Raw genomic sequence first — 22437 nt, 5'->3', positions numbered from 1 at the left:
GTGTCGCCCGGCCATCTCATCGTCGTATCGTCTGCTATTCGGAACCTTCCCGACCTTCCTGGACGACTTGTACATATGCGTCCGGACTCGGCATCGGGCAAGGTGGAGGCGAAGATCACGGTTGGTGGCACGGCCACCCCGGGGCGGTGAGGAGCGGCAGTGCCAAAGCGGGGCCGACCGGGCGGCGGCAGGAGCGCGCGCGGCGGGAAGAGGGCGGGTCGGGACACCGGCGGGAACGGCCGGCCCGCGGCCGACGCCGCGCAGTCCGGGCCGCCGGTGCCGCCCTCCCCCCGCCCTCGGCCCGCAGCCGCCCCCATGGCGCCGCCGACCGAGGGGCTGCTCGGCAACCCGGCCCCGCCGGCCGACCAGGTGCAGCTGATCCCGCTCGCGCCGCTGCCGCTGCAGACGGAGGGGCTGCTCGGACCGGCCACCGAGGCCGAGCCTGAGGCTGTGTCGGAGCCGGAGCCGGAGCCGGAGCCGGAGCCGGCGGCCGAGGCCGCCGCACCCGGGACCGCCGCACCCGAGCCAGCCGATGCCGAGTTCCCGGTCCGCGACGAGTTCGCCGCCTTCGTCGAGCTCGGCGGCGGCTCCGAGGACACGCTGCCGCCCGAGGTCTGGCGCGCCGTCGGCTACAACCCTCCCAGCGGCCCGATCCCGCTGCTCACCCCGGGCGCGCCCGGCGAGGCGCCCTGGCCGGACCGGATGCGCACGCTGCTGCGCACCCCGATGTCCGAGCGCCCCGCCTTCGAGCGCACCGCGCGCGAGGTCAAGCCCGAGGTCACCGCCCGCAACGTGCCGCGGATCCTCGACCTGACCCTGCGGATCGGCGAACTGCTGCTGGCCAGCGGCGAGAGCGCGGAGGACGTCGAGGCCGCGATGCTCGGCGTCTCCCACGCCTACGGGCTGGACCGCTGCGAACCGCAGGTGACCTTCACCCTGATCTCCATCTCCTACCAGCCCTCGCTGGTCGAGCCCCCGGTCACCGCCGCCCGGGTGGTGCGCCGCCGCACCTCCGACTACACCCGGCTGGCGGCCGTCTACCGGCTGGTCGCGGACATCACCGCCGAGAAGATCCACGTCAACGACGCCTACCGCCGGCTCGCGCTGATCCGCCGCAACCGGCACCCCTACCCGGCCTGGCTGCTCTCGGTCACCGCCGGCCTGCTGGCCGGCGCGGCCACCTTCCTGGTCGGCGGCCGGGTGGACGCCAAGGCCTGGCTGGTCTTCATCAACGCCGTGGTGGCCGCCATCATCGGCGACCGGCTGGCCTCCTGGGTGGCCGGCCGCGGCCTGCCGGAGTTCTACCAGTTCGTGCTGGCCGCGATGCCGGCCGCGTTCTGCGGGATCCTGCTGTCGCTCAGCAGCTCGGGCCTGCGCGGCTCGGTGGTGATCACCGGTGGCCTGTTCGCGCTGCTGCCCGGACGGGCCCTGGTCGCCGCCGTGCAGGACGGCCTGACCGGTTTCTACATCACCGCCGCCGCCCGGCTGCTGGAAGTGCTCTACCTGGTGGCCGGCATCGTGATCGGCGTGATGCTGATCCTCTACGCCGGGGTCAGCTACGACGCCCAGCTGCGGCCCGCCGAGTCGCTCAGCGGGATCTACAACCCGCCGGTGCAACTGGTCGCCGCGATGCTGCTCACCCTCTTCTTCGCGATGCTGCTGCAGACCAGCCGGCGCACCCTGGCGATGGTCACCTTCAACAGCGGCATCGGCTGGGCCGTCTACGGGGTGCTGGCCTACAACGCCAAGATCTCGCCGATCATCGCCACCGGGATAGCCGCCGGGCTGGTCGGCCTCTTCGGCCAGCTGATGGCCCGCTACCGCTACGCCTCGGCGCTGCCGTACGTCACCGCGGCTCTGGGCCCGCTGATGCCCGGTTCCGCGCTCTACCTCGGCATGCTCTCCTTTGCCCAGGGGCACCCCTCCACCGGACTGGTCTTCGTCAGCCGGGCGGCGGCCATCGCGATGGCGCTGGCGATCGGGGTGAACCTGGGTGGTGAGGTGGCCAGACTCTTCATGAAGGTGCCGGGCCTGGGGACGCTGGCCGGCGCCGAGGGCCGCCTGGTGCCGTACCTGACCGGCCCGCGGCGCGCGGCGAAACGTACCCGCGGCTTCTGATGGGACGTTAGAGGTCTGCTGGTGCGTTAGAGGCAGCGTCAGCACAGGTAGCAGCGACGAAGTTCCGAGGACGTAGCAAGCATGCAGATCGCCGGACTGGTGGAGGGGTACCGCGAGCACATCGTCGCCGCCCACAAGCAGCCGCTCTTCCTGCTGCTGGTCGGCTTCATCACGTCCTTCGTGCTGATCCGGGTCAGCGTCCGGATGATCCGGGCCCAGGTCCGCTGGTGGCCGGGCAACATCACGCCCGGCGGGCTGCACATCCACCACATGGTCTTCGGGGTGGGCTTCCTGCTGGTGGCCGGCATAGGGGTGTTCGCGACCAACGGCGGGCACCCGTGGATCGACTGGTTCGGCCTGATCTTCGGGATCGGCTGCGGACTGGTGCTCGACGAGTTCGCGCTGATCCTGCACCTGGAGGACGTCTACTGGAGCGCGCAGGGGCGCAAGTCGGTGGACGCGGTGATCCTCGGCATCCTGCTGACCGCGCTGCTGCTGACCGGGTACGTCCCGCTCGGCGTGGTGCCGGGCCAGAGCGACGCGGGCTCCGGGCGGTGGGGGCTGGTCGTGGTGATCTCGATCAACGCGCTGATGTCGGTGGTCGCGCTGTTCAAGGGCAAGCTGTGGACCGGGCTGCTCGGCATCATGGTGCCCGGCCTGTCCTGGATCGGCGCGATCCGGCTGGCCCGTCCGTCCAGTCCGTGGGCCCGCTGGCGGTACGCCGAGCGGCCACGCCGCCGGGCCCGGGCGCTGCGCCGCGAGCACCTGCTGCATGCCCGCGCCGACCGGGCCCGCACCTGGGTGTTCGACCTGATCGCCGGCGCCCCCGACAAGGTCCCCGCGCACCACGCGGCCACCCATCGGATGGCGGAGGCGATGGCCGCCCGGGCCACCGCGCACCTGGGTGGGACCCCCGCGGCACGCGGTGAGCAGGCCCCCGAACGCGGCGCCGACCAGCGTCGGCGCACCGTGCAGGCCGGGCGCGCCCGCTCGTACCGTCCCCGGGGCCCGCGGCGGCGCAACCCCTGAGCCGACGTCAGGCGACCCACGATCACCCGCATGGGGCGCGGGTTGCGGGGCCGGCCGTCCCGAATGATCTGCCAATATCACGTCGGGTGACTGGCTGGTCACCTGATGGGATTTCTAGTCGATCGTTGGACGGTGAGGTTCCTTGCTGCCGCGCAGACTGCTGACCGCCGTACTGCTCACCCTGGCCGTGCTGGCCGGGCTGCTCGCCACCCCCGCCACCGGCCTCGCCGACGATCCGCCCTACCCCTCGACCGGCGCGATCGCGGACTCCCGGGCCGCCGGCGACCGCCAGGCCGCCGCCGTCAGCTCGATCGAGGCCCGGCTGACCGGCGCGCAGACCGAGCTGGACCAGGCCGGCCGAATCGCCGAGCAGGCCGTCGAGGCCTACGACGGCGCCCAGGTGAAGCTCGCCAGGGCCCGCGCGGCCGTCGCCGACGCCACCACCCGGGCCGCCGCCGCCGAGACGGCCCGAGCCGCCGCCGCCGAGGACGCGGCCGCGCTGGCCGCCGCCTCCTACCGGCTCGGCGGCAGTCCCGAACTCACCGCGCTCAACGACCTGCTGAGCGCGCAGGGTCCACGCGAGGCCAGCGCCCGGGCCGCCGCCGTCGGTGCCGCCGGCCGCAGCACCCGGCAGATCCTGGACGCCGCGACCGACACCGCCAAGGCCGCCGCCGACGCCGTGCGGACCGCGCACACTGCCACCGACCAGGCCCAGCGCGCGGCGGCGGCCGTCGGCCAGGCCAGGCTCAAGGCGCAGTCCCGGCTCGCCGCTCAGCAGGTGCAGGTCGCCGACCTGGCCAAGCGCCGCGAACGCCTGCTCACCGAGCTGGCCGCCGCCCGCCACACCACGGTGGAACTCGAGCGCGAGCGGCAGAGCGCACTGGACGCGATCACCGCTCAGCAGGCCGAGGCGGCCGCCAAGGCCGAGGCGGCTCAGCAGTCCGCCGCTCAAGCGGCCCAGGCCGCCGCCGAGCCGTCGCCGGCTCCACCGCCGTCCCCGGCGGACGGCTCCGCCCCCTGGACCGAGGCCGGCGCGCGGGCGGCGCTCGACTTCGCCCGCGACAAGCTCGGCCTGCCCTACATCTGGGGCGGCGAGGGCCCGGACGGCTACGACTGCTCCGGGCTGACCATGCTCGCCTGGCGCCAGGCAGGCAAGCAGCTGACCCACTTCGCCGCCGACCAGTACGCCGAGTCCACCCCCGTCAGCTACGACCAACTGCGCCCCGGCGACCTGGTCTTCTGGACCCACACCGGCCGCGCCGCCGACATCTACCACGTCGCCATCTACCTCGGCGACGACCAGATGATCGAGGCCCCGCGCACCGGAGTGCCGATCAAGCAGGCCAACCTCTGGATCATGGGCACGCCCGACTTCTACGCCCGCCCCTGACCGGACCGCGGAGCAGCGGGTGGTTGCCGCACCGCACCTGTCAGCGCCGGTCGCTAGCCTGCGGCCATGGCGACTCACCGACTCGATCGCGCGCAGGCGCGGCGCATTGCCGTCCGGGCCCAACTGCTGGACGCGGCGCGGCCGACCGAGCTGCTCGCCGTGGTGCGCCGGCTGACGTTGCTGCAGATCGACCCGACGGCCGCCGTGGCGCCGAGCGTGGACCTGGTCGCCTGGAGCCGCCTGGGCTCGGCCTATCAGTCGGATCAGCTCCGGCGGGGCCTTGAACAGGACCGGACGCTCTGGGAGTTCAACGCGATGGTGCGGCCGATGGCGGATCTGCCGCTGTACCTCGCCGAGATGCGCGGCGGGCCCGTCCGGGAGAAGGCGCGCGAGTGGTTGCGGGCCAACGAGAGGTTCCGGCGTGACGTCCTCGACCTGCTCGGTTCGTCCGGTCCGCTGCTGTCGCGGGACATCCCGGACACCAGCGCGGTGGCGTGGCCGTCGTCGGGGTGGACGAACAACCGCAACGTCACGCAGTTGCTGGAACTCCTGGTGCTGCGCGGCGAGGTCGCCATCGCCGGGCGCCGGGGGAAGCAGCGCCTGTGGGACCTGGCCGAGAGGGTGTATCCGGCCGACGCGGCCGAGATCCCGGCGGTCGAGGCGCGCCGGCTCCGGGGTGAGCGGCGCCTGCGGTCGCTGGGGATCCAGCGGGCGAAGGCGTTCGGCGGTCCCAGCGAGCCCGGGGACGTCGGCCGGGCGGGGCAGGAGGCGGTCGTCGAGGGCGTCGCGGGCACCTGGCGGGTCGACCCGGCCGCGCTCGGGCAGCCGTTCGCCGGGCGCACCGCGCTGCTGTCACCGTTCGATCGGCTGGTCCACGATCGCGAGCGGCTGAAGGACCTGTTCGAGTTCGAGTACGTGCTGGAGATGTACAAGCCGAAGGACAAGCGCCGGTGGGGGTACTTCGCGCTGCCGATCCTGCACGAGGACCGGCTGGTCGGGAAGGTGGACGCGGTGGCGGACCGCAGGAACGGGACGTTCGTGGTGCACGCCGTCCATCAGGACGTCGCCTTCACCCCGGCGATGACCGAGGCCGTGCACGAGGAGATCCGGCAGCTCGCGGCCTGGCAGCAGTTGAGCCTCGGCTAGCCCACCGCCGCCCGGCGCGCGGCCGGCGGCAGCGGATCGGCGCGGCGGGCCACTTCGAGCAGGGCGTGCAGCGGGCGTTCGGCCAGGCCCAGGCGGGGGTGCCACTGGGCGATGATGCCGACCGGGCGGACCGGGGCGGCGAGCCGCAGTTCGACCAACTCGCCCGAGGCCAGCTCGCGGGCGACCGACAGGTGCGGCAGCAGCGTGATGCCGTGACCGTGGCCGGCCAGCCGCAGCAGGGCGGAGAGCGAGCCGCTGATCATCGAGTGCTGGACGTTCACCAGCAGGTCCCGGCCGAAGCGGTCGACCAGCATCTGGGAGGTGCAGGCCGGCTCGGCGACCAGGAAGTCGTAGGGGAGCAGCTGTTCCGGCGTCAGCGACTCCTCGCGGGCCAGCGGGTGCCGGGGCGCGGCGACCAGCAGTGTGCGGTCGTGCCCGACCAGGGCGTGCGGGCCGAGCGTCGCCACCCCGCTGTCGTAGTGGAAGATCAGGTCCAACTCGCCGTCCCGGAAACCCTGTTCCACCCGGGCTCGGCTGCCGACGGTCAGCTCGACGTCGACCCCCGACCCGGTGGTGCCGCCCTGGTACTCCAGGGCCGCCAGCACCTCCGGCAGCCAGGCGTGTGCCAGTGACTCCTGGGAGCCGATCCGCAGTCTGGGCCGCTCGCCGAGGGCGGCCCGGCGCATCCGCTGCTCCAGTTCCAGCGCCTCGCGGGCGTGCGGCAGCAGGCGGGTGCCGGCTTCGGTGAGGGTCGCGCCGGCGCCGGTACGCAGCAGCACGGAGGTGCCCAACTCCGCTTCCAGGCGCTTGAGCTGGGCGCTGACGCTGGACTGGGCATAGCCCAACTGCTGGGCGGCGGCGGAGATCCCGCCGTGCTCGGCGACGGCGACGAAGGCGCGCAGATAGCGTGTGTCCACCGGACCAGCTTGCCACCACCCATCGGGATTCCCGATGGGGGTATCGGAATGACGCCGTGGCCCGCCGCCGGGGTGCGGGGCGAGGCTGAAGCCATGATCACCGAAACCCTGGCGCCTCCCGCTGACGCCCCCTCACCAGCCCGTTCGCGCCTGGCCTTCGCCGGGATCGCGGTCGGCAACCTGCTCGTGCTGCTCGACACCTCCGTGCTCAACGTCGCGGTGCCGGACATCCAGCGCTCGCTGCACGCCTCCGCCGCCGCGCTGCCCTGGGCGGTCGACGCCTACACCGTCGTCTTCGCCGGACTGCTGCTGGCGGCGGGCGTGTTCGCCGACCGGTGGGGCGCCCGCCGGGTCTACGCGGGTGCCCTCGGCGCCTTCGCCGTGCTGTCGCTGCTCTGTGCCGCCGCGCCCGCCGCCGGCGGACTGATCGCCGGCCGGGCGCTGCTCGGTGCGGCCGGCGCCGGGCTGGTGCCCGCCTCGCTCGCCCTGCTCATCGCGCTCTACCCGGACCCGGCCCGCCGGACCCGGGCCGTCGGTTCCTGGGCCGCGGTGAGCGGGATCGGTGCCGCGATCGGGCCGGTGCTGGGCGGCGGCCTGGTCGAACTCGGCGGCTGGCGGCTGGTCTTCCTGGTCAACCCGCCGATCGCGCTGGTCGCCCTGCTGCTCTCCCGGCGGCTGCCGGCCCCGCCGCCCCGGACCGCTCGCGCACTGGACCGGGCCGGCCTGCTGCTCTCCACCGCCGCGCTCGGCGCGCTGACCTTCGGTCTGGTCGAGGCGGGCATCAAGGGCTGGGCCTCGCCGGTCGCACTGGTCCCGATGGCCATCGCGCTGCTCGCCTTCGTGGCCCTGGTCCTGGTGGAGCGCCGGGTCGCGGCCCCGCTGCTGCCGCCCGCGCTGCTGGTGCTGCCCCGGGTGCGGGCCGCGCTGGTGGCCGCCGCGGTCTCCTGCTTCGCCTTCTTCGGCGGGATGTACCTGATCGACGTCTGGCTGCAGCACCAGGACCGGCTCTCGCCGTTCGACGCCGGACTGGCCTCGCTGCCGCTGACCTTCCCGGTCTGCGTGATGCCCTTCTTCACCGGGCGGCTGATGGCCCGGCACGGTGCCCGCCCGGTGCTGCTGGCCGGGATGTTCGCGACCGTGCTCGGCGGGGTGCTGCTGGCCTGCTGCGGCGGGTGCCGGGTGCCGCTGCCGCTGCTGGTGGTGGCCGAACTCGCGCTGGCCGCCGCCGGCACCCTCGCCATCCCCGGTGCCGCCGCCGAGATGGCCGTCGCCGCGCCGACCGAGCTGGCCGCCACCGGGCAGGGCGCGCTCAACGGGATCCGGCAGGGCGGCTCGGCACTGGGCGTCGCGGTGCTCGGCACCCTGGGCGGTCTGCCAGGGGCGGGTGTGGTGCTGGTCGTCGTCGGGCTGGCCGCGGTCGCGCTGGTCGCCGGGGCGACGGCCAAGGGCCGGGGCTGACGGCCGGTGGCTGGGGGTCAGCGCGCCGGGCGCGCAAAGAAATCGAGTGCCGGAAGTTCGATCCCCGTCCTACGGTGGGTTGATGAGCACCAGCGAAGCTGCCGTGGGACGGGCCGAAGTCGGCGGAGGCATCGAGATCCGGGTCCTGCCCGCAGCGGAGGTGGCGGTCTGGGCGGCCGCGGTCAACGCGGGCTTCCTGCACGCCGGTGAGCCCGCCGGGGAGGAGTACCGCCTGCTGCGGCACTACCCGGACCGGACGCTCGGCGCCTTCGACGACGGCCGCTGTGTCGGCACCTTCCGCAGCATGCCCTTCGAACTGACGCTGCCCGGCGGAGAGTTGCTCCCAGTCTCGGCGATCACCGGGGTGACGGTCAGCCAGACCCACCGGCGACGCGGCCTGCTCAGCCGGATGATGGCGCGCGACCTCGGGGCCGCCCGGGGGCGCGGCGAGGCGGTCGCCGTCCTGATCGCCGCCGAGTACGGCATCTACGGGCGGTTCGGCTTCGGCCCGGCGACCCGGCAGCACGGCTGGCGGATCGACCTGCGCCGCTCGCGCGGCATCCGCACCGACCTGCCGGCCTCGTTCGGCCCGGCGGGCGGGCGGCTCGACCTGGTGGACATGGCCGAGCTGGCCAAGATCGGCCCGGAGCTGCACGAGCGCTGGCGCCGGGGGCAGCCGGGCGCGGTCTCCCGGGACGAGGCCTTCTGGCGCGCCGCCACCGGCCAGGTCGAGGTGCCGGCGCACCCCTGGAAGGAGCCCTTCGCGGTGGTCCACCGGGATGCCGCCGGTGTGGTCACCGGTCTGGCCGTCTACCGGGTCGGCGACCACTGGGACGGCCCGTACCCCGACTGCACCGTGAAGGTCGGCGACTTCCTCGCGCTGGACCGGTCGGCCGAGGTGAGCCTGTGGCGCTACCTCTGCTCGATGGACTGGTGCGGCAAGCTGGAGGTCTCAAACCTCGCCCCGGACAGTCCGCTGCCGCTGCTGCTGGTCGACCCGCGCGGCGCGGTGCCGCACGAGGACAACTGCGACCTCATGTGGCTGCGGGTGCTGGACGTGCCGGCGGCCTTCGCGGCCCGCCGCTGCGCCGGTGCCGGCCGGGTGGTCCTGGAGGTGAGCGACCCCGCCGGGTACGCCGCCGGTCGCTGGGCGCTGACGGTGGACGCCGACGGGGTCGCCCGGGCCGCCGAGAGCGGCGACGAGCCCGACCTCGCGCTGACCGCCGGTGCGCTCGGCTCCCTCTACCTGGGTGCCGAGTCGGCGAGCCGGCTGGCGGCGGCCGGGCTGGTCGAGGAACTGCGCTCCGGATCCGCGTTCGCGCTCGACCGGCTGCTCGGCACACCGGTCAAGGCGTGGAACCCGGACTACTTCTGACGATTCGTCAGGGCTTGGACCGGTCCGGCGCGGCGACGCTGGACCGGCCGATGGTGGGCAGCACGAAGTCCCGCACCAGGCCGACCGCGTCGCGCACCAGCGGACGGAAGACCCGGTAGCGCGAGAGAGTGACGATCCTGGCCACCAGCGGCGAGCAGCGCCGTACGAAGGCCCGGGTGCGTTCGGTGTCCTCGGTGCGGTCGAAGACCCAGTACAGGACCACGACCATCAGGTGCAGCCAGAGCAGGTCCGGCAGCAGTTCGTCCAGCTCCGGGTCGACCTTCGGGCCGAGGTCCGAGCCGTCCAGCACCTCGCGGAAGAGCTCGACGGCCGTCGCGCGCGCCGGGTGGGACTCGTTCGAGAACGGGCTGAGCGCGCTGTCCGGGTCGGCCGCCGTACGGAAGAACTGGGCGGCGAACTCGTGGTACGGCGCCGCGCAGTCCACCCAGGACTCCAGGGCGATCCGGAGCCGCTGGGCGAAGTCCGACTGCCCGGCCAGCCGCGCCCTGGCGTCCAGGGCGTGCTCATGGGTCATCCGGTCGTAGAAGCCCTGGATGAGGAACTCTTTGCCCTCGAAGTAGTAGTACGCGTTGCCGACCGAGACGCCCGCCTCGGCGGCGATCGCCCGCATGGTGGTCTTGTCGTAGCCGCGCTCCTGGAAGAGGCGCATCGCGGTCTCCAGGATGAGGGCGCGGGTCTGCTCGCTCTTGGCGCTCTTGGGGGTCCTCGGGGCGTCCACGAGGTCTGAGCCTAGTCCGGTGGGACCAGTGGGACCGGTGGCCAGCCAGGTCCGGGGCGGCGCGTGGCAGGATCATGGAGTGAGCGACACCGCAGAGTTCTCGATCCGTCCCGGCGGCCCCGCCGACGCGCCCGCCGTTGCCGACCTGCACGCCACGAGCTGGCGCACCGCGTACGCGGGCATCGTCCCGGCGGCGGCACTGGGCGACGGGCTGGCCGAGGAGCGGCAGGTGCTCTGGGCGATCCGGCTGGAGGCCGACTACGGCGAGCCGGCCGCGACACCGGAACTGCTGCTCGCGGAGCGGGCCGACGGCGAACTGGTCGGTTTCGTCTACCTGGTCCCGCAGCCCGACGGACGGGTGCTGGTGGACAACCTGCACGTCCGCCCCGGGCTCACCGGCGGCGGCATCGGTGCCGCACTGCTCGCCGCGGCACGCGACTGGACGGCCCGGACGCACGCCGGTGCGCCGCTCTTCCTGGAGGTGCTGCGCGACAACCACCGGGCCGTCGCGTTCTACGAGCGGGCCGGCGCGGTGCGGACCCGGGTGGGCACGGGAGTGTTCCCGGGCGGCGGCGAACTGCCGGAGTACGAGTACACCTGGGCGCGACCGTAACTGCGCCATGAAATAGAGATTGTGACGTTACGTCAGTCGTGGTCGTAGACGGTGACCGCGATGCCGCGCGCGCAGAGCCGGGCGTCGATCAGCGGCTCGACCCGCTCCCAGCGCCCGCCGGCCAGTCCGCAGCCGATCCGCGGCAGGTGCACCGAAGCGCCGAGCGCCAGCACCGGGTCGGCGAGCCGGGCGAGCGCGGCGTCGATCGCCTCGTACCGCACCGGCACGCCGCAGGAGTGGCCGGTGCGGATGCCGCGCTGGCCGACCAGGTTGGCGACCCAGCGGTCACGTTCGACCTGGACGAGCTGCATCGCGCCGAGCCCGAAGTCGTTGCGGGCGCGCTCGCGGCGCCAGCGCCGGTAGGCCGCCTCGGGCTCGGGCCAGCGGCGGGAGAGCGCCAGGACGAAGCCCTTGCCCCAGCCGCCCAGGTCGTTGCAGACGTGGGCGATCACCTTCGGCCCCTTGGCCTGCGGGTCGGTGGCATCGCCGCGCAGGTAGCGGATCGCGCTCTCCATGCCCGGCACCTTAGATCGATGCGCTGACAGCGGCACCGGACTTCCCGGCACCGGTGGCCCCCGCCGGCACGGGCTCGGGCGGGCGCAGGCGGCGGGCGCCGACGGTGGCGACCAGCAGGGCCGCGGTGGCCGCCCCGGCGGGCAGCAGGTAGCCGCTTCCGGCCCGCAGGTGCTGCGCGAGCAGGCCGCCGAGCGCCGAGCCGGCCGAGATGCCGGTGACGATCCCGGAGACGGCGAACGCCATGCCCTCGTTCAACGCCCCGGCCGGCAGCATCCGTTGCAGCAGGGTCAGCCCGCTGACCATGGTGGGCGCGGTCCCGGTGCCGGTCACGAAGAGCGCCGCGGCCAGCAGCACCGGACCGCCGCCGAGTCCGGTGGCCGCGAGCGGCAGCAGGAGCAGCGCGGCCATCGCGGCGAGGCTGCAGAGCAGTCGGCGCACGGGGTTGCCGTGCTCCGGCAGCAGGCCGAAGAGCAGCCCGGAGATGCCGGAGCCGGCCGCCAGCAGGGCCAGCAGCAGGCCGGCCGCGGACTGCCGGCCCAGGCCGGTCGACCAGGCCAGCGTGGTGATCTCCAGTGCGCCGAAGACCACGCCGGTGCCCAGGAAGACCGCGAGCAGCACCGGAACGCCCCGGGTCCGCAGGGGCGAGCGTGCCGGGCCGCTCGGCGGCGGGGCGATCGGCGGCTCGGTGCGGCGCTGGGCGGCGAAGAGCAGCGCGCCGGTGGTGGCGAGCGCGCTGATCGCGAGCAGGCCGGCCTCCGGGAAGAGCATGGTGCAGAGCAGCATCCCGAGCACCGGGCCGGCCAGGTAGCAGAGCTCGTCCAGCGTCTGCTCCAGCGCGTTGGCGCGGTGCAGCAGGGCCGGGTCGGCGCCGTGCAGGTGCGCCCAGCGGGCCCGGGACATGCCGCCGAGGTTGGGCGCCACCGAGGCGGCGGCGGCCGCGACGCAGAGGGTCCAGGCCGGTGCGCCGCCGTGCAGCAGGAGTGGCAGCGCGGTGCGTGGCACGGCGGACCACAGCGCGGCCGGGATCGAGACCCGGCGCTGCCCGTAGCGGTCGACCAGCCGCCCGAGCAGCGGCATGCCGAGCGCCACGCCCACCATGCCGGCGGCCGAGACCGCGCCGGCCAGCGCGTAGGAGTGGCGGCGGTCGACGATCGCGGTCAGCAGGCTGACGCCGAGCATCGAGAAGGAGAGCCGGCCGATCAGGCCGTAGCAGGTGAAGGCGAGCGCGCCGGGTGCGGCGAACAGGCGGCGGTAGGCGGCGAACACGGGACTCCAGGGCAGGCGTCGGGGGGATGGCCCCAGCCTGTTCGCCGGGCTTCCGGAGGTCCAACACCTGTTCGGGAGAATTGACGCAGCTGTGTTGTCAATCCCTTGCTACCCTCGCCCGCATGCCCGCCGACCTGCACCCTCGCCTGCTGCGCGGCTTCGTGGCGACTGCCGAGACCCTGCACTTCGGGCAGGCGGCGGCCCGGCTGCACGTGGCCCAGCAGGCACTCAGCCGGGACATCAGGACCCTGGAGCGCCTGCTCGGGCGGGAGCTGTTCACCCGCACCACGCGCAGTGTCGCGCTCACCGAGGCGGGGGAGCGGCTGCTGCCGCAGGCCCGGCGGCTGCTCGCGCTGCAGGCGGAGATGGTGGCGCCGCCGCCACGCCGGACGGTGCTGGTCGACCTCAACAGCGCGGTCACCGGAGCGGATCTGACGGCGGATCGGATCCTGGCCGCCGCTCGCGCCGCAGACCCGCAGGCCACCCTGCTGGCCCGCTATCACGGTGGACTGGCCGCCGGGGCAAGGGAGTTGCTGGCCGGGCGGCTGGATGTCTCGTTCGGCTGGTTCAGTGGTCTGCCGCCGGAGTCGCGCGAGCGGCTGCTTCAGCGGCCCGTTCGGCTGGAGCGGGTGGCGCTGCTGCTGCCGCAGGGGCATCCGCTGGCCGGGCGGACCGCGATCCGCACGGCCGAGCTGGTGGGCCACCCGGTGGACATCTGCGCCGGCAACCCCGCCACCACCGAGTGGACCGAGTTCGGCGAACGGCTGCTGGCCGCCCATGGGTTGACGGCGGCCGGGGCCGGTTCCTATCCGGTCGGCGCGGCCGAGACGGCGCGCTATCTGGCACGGCACGGCCATCCGATGCTGACCACCGTCGGCGGGCCGGAACTGCCCGGGGTGGTCACCCGCCCGCTGGTCGACCCGGTGCCGCTGACCCTGGTGAGCCTGGTCCGGCGGCCGGGGCAGGGCGACCCCGGGATCGGGCTGATCGCCTCCTGTGCGGCCGAGTTGGGCGAGCGGGAGGGGTGGCTGCTCCGGCCGCCGGCCAGTTGGCTCACCGCGGCGGACGAGGCACTGCTGGCCGGCCGCCCCTGAGTGCGGCGCAGGGGCGGACCGGAGCCATCAATCAGGTTGGCCGGCAAGCTACTTGTCGGCGGTCAGCTTGCCGGCCGCGCCCCAGCTGTCGGTGGGGACCTCGTGGATCCAGACCTGCACGGACTCGGCGGGGATCTGGTACGCGTCCACGAAGGCGTCGGTGATCCGGGCGACCAGCTCGCGCTTCAACTCGACGGTGCGGGGGCCCTGCTGAACGGTGACGACGGGCATGTCCTGCTCCTTCACTCGCGGCCCGCCCCGGCTGTTCCGGGGCGTCCTGCCGACAGGAACAGTTCACCGCGCGGGGCGGCCGGCGACCCAGACCCGAATCGCTCTGGCTGCGATCACGAATCCTGATCGCCGCTGGTGGGGGGCATGGTTGAGGTCGTTGCCGCGATCGCGGGCGCGGGCGCAGTCTTAGGCGCCGCCGTCGGCGCGCAGGCGGCTCGCAGCAGATCGAGCCCCGGCGTGCCAGGTCCCTGGCGCACCACCAGCGCGACCGGCAGCCGCAGTCCGGGCGGTGCGAACGGGACGAAGGCGACCCGGGGAATCCGCATGATCCGGGCGTTGGTCGCGTAGACCACGGTCCACATCGGAGTGCCGGCGCCGATCGCGGCCAGCGTGTCCTGCAGGTTGCCGGAGGTCGGCCCGGGGATCGGCTCGAAACCGCTGGTGTGGCAGGCGTTCAGCACCAGGTCCACCAGAGTGGGGTGGTTGCGCCGCTCGGTCAGCCGCAGCGGGAGTTCGGCGAGGTCGCGCAGGGAGAGCTCGGCGCCTTCGGCGAGCGGGTGCCGGGCGGGCACGGCGGCCACCAAGTCGTCCTGCCAGAGCGGCAGCTGGCGAAGCTCGGCGGAGTCGCCCGGGATCGCGCCACGGACGAAGGCGGCGTCCAGGCGTCCGTCGGCGAGCTGGGCCAGCCGCTCCTTGACCGGGAGTGCGGCCAACTCCACCCGCAGCCCGGGAGCGTGCCGTTCGAAGGTGTCCAGAATGCGGTCGAGCCGTTCGCCGAGGCCGGTGATGGTGCCGAGCCGGAAGGTGCCCAGCCGGCCGGCCGCCAGGTCGGCGGCCACCGCGTGGGCCGCGTCCTCGGCGGCGAGCACGGTACGGGCGGCGGGCAGGAAGGCTTCGCCGGCCGGGGTCAGCCGGACCAGGCGGGGCGTGCGGTCGAACAGGTCGACCTTCAACTCGCGCTCCAGGCGCCGGATCTGCTGGCTGACGGCGGGTTGGCCGATCAGCAGTCGCTCGGCCGCGCGGCCGAAGTGCAGTTCCTCGGCGACGGTGACGAAGTAGCGCAGCTGTCGAAGTTCCACCGGCCTTGCCCCCTGTTGCTACCCGTTCGGCCGGCTCGTCCCCGGCCCCCTGTCATCCTGCCGCACGCGGCGGCACCGGGGGCCCGGCGGGTGCGACGGGCAGGTCGGAACAGCGCTGCCGGGCGTCAGGCCCGGACGGCGGAGATGTCGAAGCCGAGCTTGACCTTCTCGCCGATCAGCAAGCCACCGGTCTCCAGCGCGGCGTTGTAGCTCAGGCCGAAATCGGTGCGGTCGACGGTGGTCGAGCCCTCGAAGCCGAGGCGCTGGATGCCGTACGGGTCGACGGCGCTGCCGGTGAACTCCAGGGCGAGGACCACCGGGCGGGTGGTGCCCTTGATGGTGAGGTCGCCGTGCAGCCGGTAGGTGTCGGCGTCCAGCTGAGCGGCGGCGGTGCTGCGGAAGGTGATCTCCGGGTGGGTCTCGACCGCGAAGAAGTCGCCGGTGCGCAGGTGGCCGTCGCGCTGCTCGTTGCCGGTGTCGACGCTGGCCACCTGGATCACCAGCTCGGCGGTGGAGGCGGCCGGGTTGCTGCCGTCCAGGTGGAGCTTGCCCTGGTAGTCGGTGAACTCGCCGCGCACGTTGGTGACCATGGCGTGCCGCACCGTGAAGCCGATCCGGCTGTGCGTGGTGTCGATGGTGTAGTCGCCGGTGAGGTGGGCGAGGTCGGGGGCGGCGGACGCGGCCGGGGCGTCCAGCACGGCGGTGGCGGTGGCGGTGTCGCTGGTGGCGGCGGTCTTGCGGCTGAACAGGCCCATGGCTCCTCCTCGGGTTCGAAGCCTTTTGTTGAGGCTTCAACTTGTTGGCTCCACCATAGGCCGTTTTCGTTCAACCTTCAACCATGCTGCGCGGGTCGCTGCCGAAGTCGCTGCGAGAGTCGCTGCGAGAGTCGCTGTGAAAAAGGAGTCGACTCAGGCCTCGGCGCCCGTTGTCGCAGGTCGTGGCTAGGCTGCGAGGCAGTGGCTTGGTGAGTGCGGGAGGAGGTGTCCGGGAGCGGTGTTCGCGGTGCACGGTCTGTGGCGCGGGCCGGGGGGCGGGCGGCTGGCGCTCTGGGCCGAGGACGCGCGGGCGCTCGACGCGGCGCGCGGCCCGGTGCCCTACCCGGGCGGTGGCCCCGAGGCCGGGCCGGGAGCGGGTGGGAACGGCTCGGCGGCGGCTCGGCCGCACCCGTACGCCTGCTCCGCCGCGCTGCTCGCGGAGCTGCTGGGCGGCATCGGCCCCGGCCTTGAGTGGCTGGCCGGCCAGGCGGCCGAGCGCTGGACCACGCTCACCCTGCCTTCGCTGAGCGGGGTGCCCACGCCCTCGCCCGAGCTGCTCGGAGGCCGCGCGCCGAGCGGGGTGTCGCTGCACGCCTGGCGGGTTCCCGCGCTGGTCTTCGAGCCGGCCGAGGCCGCCCAGCTGCTGGGCGAGCTGTTCGACCCGCGCTGGGCGCTGACCAGCGCGGAACTCGACGGCCCGGGGCGGGTCGACGTCGCGTACGGGGCCTCGCTGCGCTGGCTCACCGCCGTGCACGACCTGGCCTGGCGACTGGTCGGCCGGGGCCAGGTGCTGCCCGCCCTGGTCCAGCTGGACGGCGTGCCGCACGCGCGCTGGCAGCCGGTGCTGGGTACCGCCGACCGCCGGGAGGCGACCGCCCTCGCCGAGGGCTGTCCGCCGGTGGCCCGGGGCGATCGGCCGGGGCCGGTGCTGCTCGCCGAGGTGCTGGAGGCGCTGACCGACCGCGAGGTCCGGGCCGGCTTGGCCGACCACCCGGGCGTGCTGCGGCTGCCGCGCGGGGTCGGGGCGGCCGGTGATCCCGACGGGTTGGTGGCCGAGCGCTGGTTCGCCGCCCTCGGGGCCGGGGACGGGCTGCTGGCGGTGGAGCCGGGCGCGCAGCGGGCCGCACTCGCTGGGCTGGCCGGGCGACTGGCGGCCTGGCACGGCTCCGGCGGCCCCGAGCAGTCGGCGGTCCGGCTCTGCTTCCGGCTGGTCGAGCCGCTCGGGGCCGACCCAGGTGACCCCGAGGGGCACAGTTCCGACACCCACTGGCGGCTGGAGTTCCTGCTGCAGGCCGTCGACGAGCCCTCGCTGCTGGTCACCGCCGCCGACCTGTGGGCCGGCGGGGCGACGGAAGCCGCCTTCGCCCGCAAGGTCGAGGACCCGCAGGGCGCCTACCAGGCCGAGCTGGACCGGGCCGTGCGGTGCCGGACCGAGCTGCGGCAGGCGCTGCGCTCGGCCCGGCCGAGCGGACTGACCCTGGACCGGGACACCGCCCTGGACTTCCTGCGTGAGGCGGCCCCGGCGCTGGCCGCCGCCGGCTTCGGCGTCCTGCTCCCCACCTGGTGGCAGCACCGGCCACGGCTCGGGATGGCGCTCGCGGTGCGGGGCCCCGCGGCCGGCTCGGCCGCCGGACGGACGGCGGGCACGCCGCCACCGGACGGGCGGGCCTGGCTCGACCGGGACGCCGTGCTCGCCTTCCAGTGGCAACTGGCGCTCGAGGGTGAGCCGTTGACCGCCCAGGAGCTGGCCGACCTGGCGGCGGCCAAGCGCGGGCTGGTCCGGGTGCGCGGGCAGTGGATCGAGGTGGACGCCCGTCAGATCGCCGCCGCTGTGGACTTCCTGACCCGGCGGGGAACCGGCGAGAGCCCGCCCGGTCGGCTGCTCCGGCTGATCCTGGACCCGGGCGCGCTGGTCGCCGGACTACCGATCGGCGCGGTCACCGCATCCGGCGTGTTCGGCGCGCTGCTCGGCGAGCGGTCGGCGGCCGGGCCGCAGGGCGGGTCGGGGAGCGGGTTGGGGAGCGGCGGGCGGGGGACGGCGGAGCGGTCGGCGGGTGAACTCCCCGTGGTGCCGCTGCCGGAGGGCTTCGGGGCCACGCTGCGCCCGTACCAGGAGCGCGGTGTGGCCTGGCTGCGCTCGCTGAGCCGGCTCGGGCTGGGCGCGGTGCTGGCCGACGACATGGGGCTGGGCAAGACCGTGCAGGCCCTGGCGCTGCTGGCGGCCGAGCAGGGGGAAGCCGCCGAGCACGCCGGGTCGACCCGGCCGGGTCCGACCCTGCTGGTCTGCCCCACCTCGCTGGTCGCCAACTGGCGTCGCGAGGCGGCCCGGTTCGCCCCGATGCTGCGGGTCCACGTCCAGCACGGTGCCGACCGGCCCACCGGGGACGAGCTGCGGGCCGCCGCGACCAGCGCCGACCTGGTGATCACCACCTACGGACTGGTCCAGCGCGACGCCCCCGAGCTGCGCCGGATCAGTTGGCACCGGGTGATCGCCGACGAGGCGCAGAACGTCAAGAACAGCGCCACCGCCCAGTCCAGGGCGCTGCGTTCGCTCCCCGCCGAGCACCGGATCGCGCTCACCGGCACGCCGGTGGAGAACCGGCTCGCCGAGCTGCACGCGATCCTGGACTTCGCCAACCCCGGACTGCTCGGCTCGGCGGCGGCCTTCAAGGAGCGGTACGCGATCCCCGTCGAGCAGCACGCCAACGCCGAGCGCACGGCCGAACTGCTGCGCCGGACCAGCCCGTTCATCCTGCGGCGACGCAAGGACGACCCGGCGGTGGCCGTCGCGCTGCCGGACAAGCAGGAGATGACCGTCTGGTGCACCCTGACCGCCGAACAGGCGGGTCTCTATCAGGCGGTGGTCGCCGACCTGCTGCACCGGCTTCGCGGGATCAAGGGGGTGCAGCGCAAGGGCGCGGTGCTCGGCGCGCTCGGCAAGCTCAAGCAGGTCTGCAACCACCCGGCCCAACTGCTGCACGACGGCTCGACGGTGGCGGGCCGCTCGGGCAAGCTCGCCCGGCTGGAGGAGGTGCTGGCCGAGGCCCTCGCCGAGGGCGACCGCACCCTGGTCTTCACCCAGTACGCCGAGTTCGGCGCGCTGCTCCACCAGCACCTGGCCGAGCGGTTCGACACCGAGGTGCTCTACCTGCACGGCCGCCTGAGCGCCCGGCGCCGCGACCAACTGGTGCAGCGGTTCCAGGAGTCGGGCGACGGCGCGGGGCCGGGCGTCTTCCTGCTCTCGCTCAAGGCCGGCGGCACCGGGCTCAACCTCACCGCCGCGAACCAGGTGGTCCACCTGGACCGGTGGTGGAATCCGGCGGTCGAGCAGCAGGCCACCGACCGGGCCCACCGGATCGGCCAGCACCGCACCGTCCAGGTGCGCCGCTTCATCTGCGCGGGCACGGTCGAGGAGCGGATCGCCGGCCTGATCGACGCCAAGCGCGCGCTGGCCGACGCGGTCGTCGGCGAGGGTGAGCGGTGGCTCACCGACCTGTCCGACGGTGAGCTGCGCGAGTTGCTCACCCTCACCGAGGAGGCGATCGCCGAATGACCGACGACAGCACGGGTGGTGTGCCGGACAGCGGCGCGGCGGTCAGTGGTGGGCCGGTCGGTGGCGCGGTGGTTGGCGGGCCGGTCCCCGCGTCGGGGCAGTCACTGGACGACTACTGGGTCGGCGACTTCACGGTGCGTCAGGAGGATCTGGCGGCGACGGGCCCGGGTCGCCGGGGTCCGCTGCCGGTCGAGCGGTTGGCGGCGCCCGACATCACGGTGCGTGGCCGTGGCCTCGGCGCGCTGCTCGCCCCGGTCTACCGCGCGCTGACCTCGTGAGGCGGCCGGCCGTCGGCGCGACCGCGCCCGGCAGGAGGCGGTCGGCGGACGGCTTGACCCTCGACCTGGTCGAGCCCCCAGAGTCCTCGTCATGGAGAGCGTGATGCGCAGTATCGGGCAGCTGGCCCGGGAGAGTGGACTGACCGTCAGCGCGCTGCGGTTCTACGACGGCGCCGGGGTCTTCGGCCCCGCCTGGGTGGACCCGCAGACCGGCTACCGCTGGTACGCGCCGGCCCAGCTCGCCGATGCCCGGCTGCTCTGCCGACTGCGCCGGATCGGACTGCCGCTGGCCGAGATCCGGTTGCTGCTGGCCGCGCCGTCCGACGCGCAGTCCGCCCACCAGGTGCTCGACACGCACCTGCGGCGGCTGGAGGACGGCCTGGCCGACGCGCGTCGCGAGCTCTCCCAGGTCCGTACCCTGATCGACCAACGGGAGCACAGCATGACGACGATCAACTCCGCCGATTCAGCCGATTCCGCCGATTCCGCCGCCCCGCTGGGCGGTGCCCGGCTGACCGTGGCGCCCGCCGACCTGGTCGCGGCGCTGGCGGCCGTGCGCTTCGCGGTGAGCGCCGAGCCGGTGGCGCCGATGCTCGGCGGCATCCTCTTCGACCTGGACGGCGAGCTGCTGCGGTTGGTGGCCACCGACCGCTACCGGCTGGCGGTCGGGTCGGCCCCGGTGCGCGCGGCGGCGCGGACCGAGTTCAACGTCCTGGTCCCGGCGGCACTCGCCGACCGGTTCGGCGCCCTGGCGGCGCAGGCCGACGCGGCGGGTTCCGGCGAGCTGACCCTGACGGTCGAGGGTGCCTCGGTGGCGGCTGAGGCAGGCGGGCGCCGGGTGGCCGGCGAGCGGCTGGACCTGGACTTCCCCGACTACCGCAGCCTGACCCGGCTGCGGCCCACCCACCGGGTCGAGCTGCCCGCGAGCACGCTGCGCCGTGCGGTCGCCGACGGCGCGACCCGCCCCTACACGCCGACCCGCACGCCGGAGGCCCCGGCCCAGGGCGCCGGGACGCGGGCGGCCGAAGTGCCGGTCACCGTCCTCGCCGTCAGCCGGGACGGCGTCCTGCGCGTGATCGAAACCGAACCGGGCACCGCGCCGGACCCGGCTGAGACCGCGGCGGCGGCCGACGGCGACCTGCTCGTGGCGGTGAACCAGGAGTTCCTGCTGGAGGCGCTCGCGGTCGGCACTCCGGACCAGCTGGTCCTCGAGCTCGGCGGCGCGGTCAGCCCGCTGGCGATCCGGGCAGCCGGCCAGGAGACCGAGAACTTCTCGATGCTGATGCCGATCCGGCTGGGCTAGCCAAGGGCTCTTCGCCGCGCCGGCCGGCGCGCGTCGCGTGTGGTCACCACGCGACGCGCGCTAGCTGGCTGCTTGCTTTTGCAAGCACCGATGGGCAGCATGGAGGGTATGGCTTCACTGAAGGTGAGCTCGCTGGGTGAGTACATCCGGGAGCAGCGGCGCGCCGCGCAGTACTCGTTGCGCCAGCTGGCGGAGGCAGCGGGTGTGTCGAACCCGTACCTGAGTCAGATTGAGCGGGGGCTGCGCAAGCCGTCCGCCGAGATCCTGCAGCAGATCGCCAAGGCGCTGCGGATCTCCGCGGAGACGCTCTACGTGCAGGCGGGAATCCTGGAGGAGCGGCCTGCGGGCGGGGTGGAGCTGCGGGCCGCGATCTTCGCGGACACAGCGATCAGTGAGCAGCAGAAGCACGCGCTGCTGGCGGTGTACGAGGCCTTTGTGCGTGACAACTACAGGGCCGAGTGAGGCCGAACGATGAGAGGGAGTGCCGATGCCCAGCACCGATGAGATCAGGAACGAGATCAGGAAGACGCTGAGCGACCCGACGCCGCTGTACGCGCTCGCCGGTGCTGGCGACCTGGCGTACGCGAAGCTGCGCGAGGTGCCCGGGCAGCTCGAGGCGCTGGCCGCCGACCGGCAGGCCGCGCAGGAGGCGGCGACCGCGCGGCTGCAGGAGGCGCAGACCAGGCTGGCGCAGGCGCAGGCCAAGGTGCTCGGGACGGTGACCACGCTGCCGACCGACCTCAAGTCGTTGCAGGACCGGGCGCAGACCTTCGCGTTCCAGCAGGTGGGCCGGGCCGCCGGACTCGCGGTCAAGGCCAAGGAGGTCTACGACGAGCTGGCCGAACGCGGCAAGGGCGTGGTGGGGCAGCCCGGTCCGGCGCAGCCGGAGAGCGCCGCCGTCGTGGTCGAGGTCTCCGAGCCGGTCACGGTGGACGCCGAGATCATCGAGGACGGGATCCTCGAGGACGAGGGCGTTCAGGAGACCGGCCAGGCTGCGGGCGGGCCGAAGCCGGCGAAGAAGGCCGCTCGGGCGCGGAAGGCGCCGGGCGCCGGAAAGTAGCGGCGCCGGAAAGTAGCAGCACCGGGACGCTGCGGCGCGGTCGGTAGGGCACGCTGCGGGTGCCTGGGACGTTCACCGTCTGTCGGGTGCCGCAGCGTGTCAGGATGGACTGACACGGCCGTGGGAAGTCCAGGTGTGGCAGCGGCGAGGCTTCGTGTGAGGAGACCCGGGTGGGCTACATCGCATACATCAACCTCCTGAATCCGTTGTGGTGGTTGTCGGTCGGGATCATCCTCTTCAAGGGATTCGCGTTCGTGGACGCCGCGGTGCGGCGCGAGGACGCGTACCGTGCCGCGGACAAGAAGACCAAGACCTTCTGGCTGGTCGTGCTCGGGATCGCGCTCGGCCTCGACCTGCTCTTCGGGGCCAACTTCATCGGCAGCTTCCTGACTCTGGCCGGCCTGGTCGCGGCGATCGTCTACATGGTCGATGTCCGCCCGGCCATCAAGGCGCTGACCGGTGGGCGCGGCGGCAAGGACGACCGTCGCAACATGGGCCCGTACGGCCCCTGGTGATC

Annotated in this window: 21 protein-coding genes; 14 read left to right on the top strand and 7 right to left on the bottom strand. The window is 74.1% G+C overall.

Annotation, left to right across the window (positions count from 1 at the left end):
* Nucleotides 1–315 precede the first annotated feature (315 nt).
* The 4 genes from OG403_RS17030 (at nucleotide 316) to OG403_RS17015 (ending at nucleotide 5683) form a co-directional block, all read left to right on the top strand.
* Nucleotides 316–2118 (top strand): threonine/serine ThrE exporter family protein, encoded by a 1803-nt coding sequence (locus OG403_RS17030; protein ID WP_329565256.1) that lies wholly within the window; start codon nucleotides 316–318, stop codon nucleotides 2116–2118.
* A gap of 81 nt (nucleotides 2119–2199) precedes the next feature.
* Complete coding sequence (locus tag OG403_RS17025) at nucleotides 2200–3147, top strand: hypothetical protein (protein WP_329565254.1); 948 nt, start codon at nucleotides 2200–2202, stop codon at nucleotides 3145–3147.
* A gap of 142 nt (nucleotides 3148–3289) precedes the next feature.
* Nucleotides 3290–4537: a C40 family peptidase gene (locus tag OG403_RS17020; protein ID WP_329565252.1), complete on the top strand. Its 1248-nt coding sequence runs from the start codon at nucleotides 3290–3292 to the stop codon at nucleotides 4535–4537.
* A 66-nt stretch (nucleotides 4538–4603) separates the two neighbouring features.
* Nucleotides 4604–5683 carry a DNA glycosylase AlkZ-like family protein gene (locus OG403_RS17015; RefSeq protein ID WP_329565251.1) on the top strand — a complete coding sequence of 360 codons (1080 nt, stop codon included), beginning with the start codon at nucleotides 4604–4606 and terminating at the stop codon, nucleotides 5681–5683.
* On the opposite strand, the gene OG403_RS17010 is transcribed toward OG403_RS17015, so the two are convergent.
* Nucleotides 5680–6600 carry a LysR family transcriptional regulator gene (locus tag OG403_RS17010; RefSeq protein WP_329565249.1) on the bottom strand — a complete coding sequence of 307 codons (921 nt, stop codon included), beginning with the start codon at nucleotides 6598–6600 and terminating at the stop codon, nucleotides 5680–5682. The genes OG403_RS17015 and OG403_RS17010 overlap by 4 nt on opposite strands.
* Nucleotides 6601–6693: 93 nt before the next feature.
* On the opposite strand from OG403_RS17010, the gene OG403_RS17005 reads away from it, so the two are divergent.
* On the top strand, nucleotides 6694–8058 hold the full coding sequence (locus tag OG403_RS17005; RefSeq protein ID WP_329565247.1) for an MFS transporter: 1365 nt from the start codon (nucleotides 6694–6696) through the stop codon (nucleotides 8056–8058).
* Between the two features lie 82 nt (nucleotides 8059–8140).
* Complete coding sequence (locus tag OG403_RS17000) at nucleotides 8141–9433, top strand: GNAT family N-acetyltransferase (protein WP_329565245.1); 1293 nt, start codon at nucleotides 8141–8143, stop codon at nucleotides 9431–9433.
* A 7-nt stretch (nucleotides 9434–9440) separates the two neighbouring features.
* On the opposite strand, the gene OG403_RS16995 is transcribed toward OG403_RS17000, so the two are convergent.
* Nucleotides 9441–10172, bottom strand: coding sequence for a TetR/AcrR family transcriptional regulator (locus tag OG403_RS16995; RefSeq protein ID WP_329565243.1), 732 nt, complete (start codon nucleotides 10170–10172; stop codon nucleotides 9441–9443).
* A gap of 79 nt (nucleotides 10173–10251) precedes the next feature.
* On the opposite strand from OG403_RS16995, the gene OG403_RS16990 reads away from it, so the two are divergent.
* Nucleotides 10252–10785, top strand: a complete 534-nt coding sequence (locus OG403_RS16990) for a GNAT family N-acetyltransferase (protein WP_329565241.1) — start codon at nucleotides 10252–10254, stop codon at nucleotides 10783–10785.
* A gap of 32 nt (nucleotides 10786–10817) precedes the next feature.
* Here the strand turns inward: OG403_RS16990 and OG403_RS16985 are convergent, their stop codons facing one another.
* Together OG403_RS16985 and OG403_RS16980 are read right to left on the bottom strand one after the other, a co-directional pair.
* Entirely contained in the window at nucleotides 10818–11300 is a 483-nt protein-coding gene (locus OG403_RS16985) for a macro domain-containing protein (RefSeq protein WP_329565239.1), read from the bottom strand.
* A gap of 10 nt (nucleotides 11301–11310) precedes the next feature.
* Entirely contained in the window at nucleotides 11311–12567 is a 1257-nt protein-coding gene (locus OG403_RS16980; RefSeq protein ID WP_329565237.1) for an MFS transporter, read from the bottom strand.
* A gap of 122 nt (nucleotides 12568–12689) precedes the next feature.
* On the opposite strand from OG403_RS16980, the gene OG403_RS16975 reads away from it, so the two are divergent.
* Nucleotides 12690–13661: a LysR family transcriptional regulator gene (locus OG403_RS16975; RefSeq protein WP_329565235.1), complete on the top strand. Its 972-nt coding sequence runs from the start codon at nucleotides 12690–12692 to the stop codon at nucleotides 13659–13661.
* A 48-nt stretch (nucleotides 13662–13709) separates the two neighbouring features.
* Here the strand turns inward: OG403_RS16975 and dmpI are convergent, their stop codons facing one another.
* From dmpI to OG403_RS16960, 3 genes are all read right to left on the bottom strand, one after another.
* The gene (gene dmpI, locus OG403_RS16970; RefSeq protein WP_329565233.1) at nucleotides 13710–13892 is read right to left on the bottom strand and encodes a 4-oxalocrotonate tautomerase DmpI; all 183 of its coding nucleotides are present in this window, start codon (nucleotides 13890–13892) and stop codon (nucleotides 13710–13712) included.
* 113 nt (nucleotides 13893–14005) lie between these two features.
* Entirely contained in the window at nucleotides 14006–14971 is a 966-nt protein-coding gene (locus tag OG403_RS16965; protein WP_329565231.1) for a LysR family transcriptional regulator, read from the bottom strand.
* A 125-nt stretch (nucleotides 14972–15096) separates the two neighbouring features.
* Entirely contained in the window at nucleotides 15097–15726 is a 630-nt protein-coding gene (locus OG403_RS16960) for a YceI family protein (RefSeq protein ID WP_329565229.1), read from the bottom strand.
* A gap of 238 nt (nucleotides 15727–15964) precedes the next feature.
* Here OG403_RS16960 and OG403_RS16955 point away from each other — a divergent pair, with 238 nt between their 5' ends.
* The 6 genes from OG403_RS16955 (at nucleotide 15965) to OG403_RS16930 (ending at nucleotide 22435) form a co-directional block, all read left to right on the top strand.
* Entirely contained in the window at nucleotides 15965–19279 is a 3315-nt protein-coding gene (locus OG403_RS16955; protein WP_329565227.1) for a DEAD/DEAH box helicase, read from the top strand.
* Nucleotides 19276–19557 carry a hypothetical protein gene (locus OG403_RS16950; RefSeq protein ID WP_329565225.1) on the top strand — a complete coding sequence of 94 codons (282 nt, stop codon included), beginning with the start codon at nucleotides 19276–19278 and terminating at the stop codon, nucleotides 19555–19557. Before OG403_RS16955 ends, OG403_RS16950 begins: the two co-directional genes overlap by 4 nt.
* A gap of 91 nt (nucleotides 19558–19648) precedes the next feature.
* Nucleotides 19649–20860 (top strand): DNA polymerase III subunit beta family protein, encoded by a 1212-nt coding sequence (locus OG403_RS16945; RefSeq protein ID WP_329565223.1) that lies wholly within the window; start codon nucleotides 19649–19651, stop codon nucleotides 20858–20860.
* A 108-nt stretch (nucleotides 20861–20968) separates the two neighbouring features.
* A complete protein-coding gene (locus OG403_RS16940; RefSeq protein WP_329565221.1) occupies nucleotides 20969–21322 on the top strand; it encodes a helix-turn-helix domain-containing protein in 354 nt (117 codons plus the stop codon).
* Nucleotides 21323–21347: 25 nt separating this feature from the next.
* Nucleotides 21348–21920, top strand: a complete 573-nt coding sequence (locus OG403_RS16935) for a hypothetical protein (protein WP_329565220.1) — start codon at nucleotides 21348–21350, stop codon at nucleotides 21918–21920.
* Nucleotides 21921–22090: 170 nt separating this feature from the next.
* Entirely contained in the window at nucleotides 22091–22435 is a 345-nt protein-coding gene (locus OG403_RS16930) for a DUF2516 family protein (protein ID WP_280688470.1), read from the top strand.
* The last annotated feature ends 2 nt before the right edge of the window (nucleotides 22436–22437 follow it).

Source organism: Kitasatospora sp. NBC_01266, from assembly GCF_036242395.1.
Lineage (GTDB): Bacteria > Actinomycetota > Actinomycetes > Streptomycetales > Streptomycetaceae > Kitasatospora.
The sequence above is the reverse complement of the archived record's forward strand: the minus strand, read 5'-3'. Positions and strand labels throughout refer to the sequence as shown.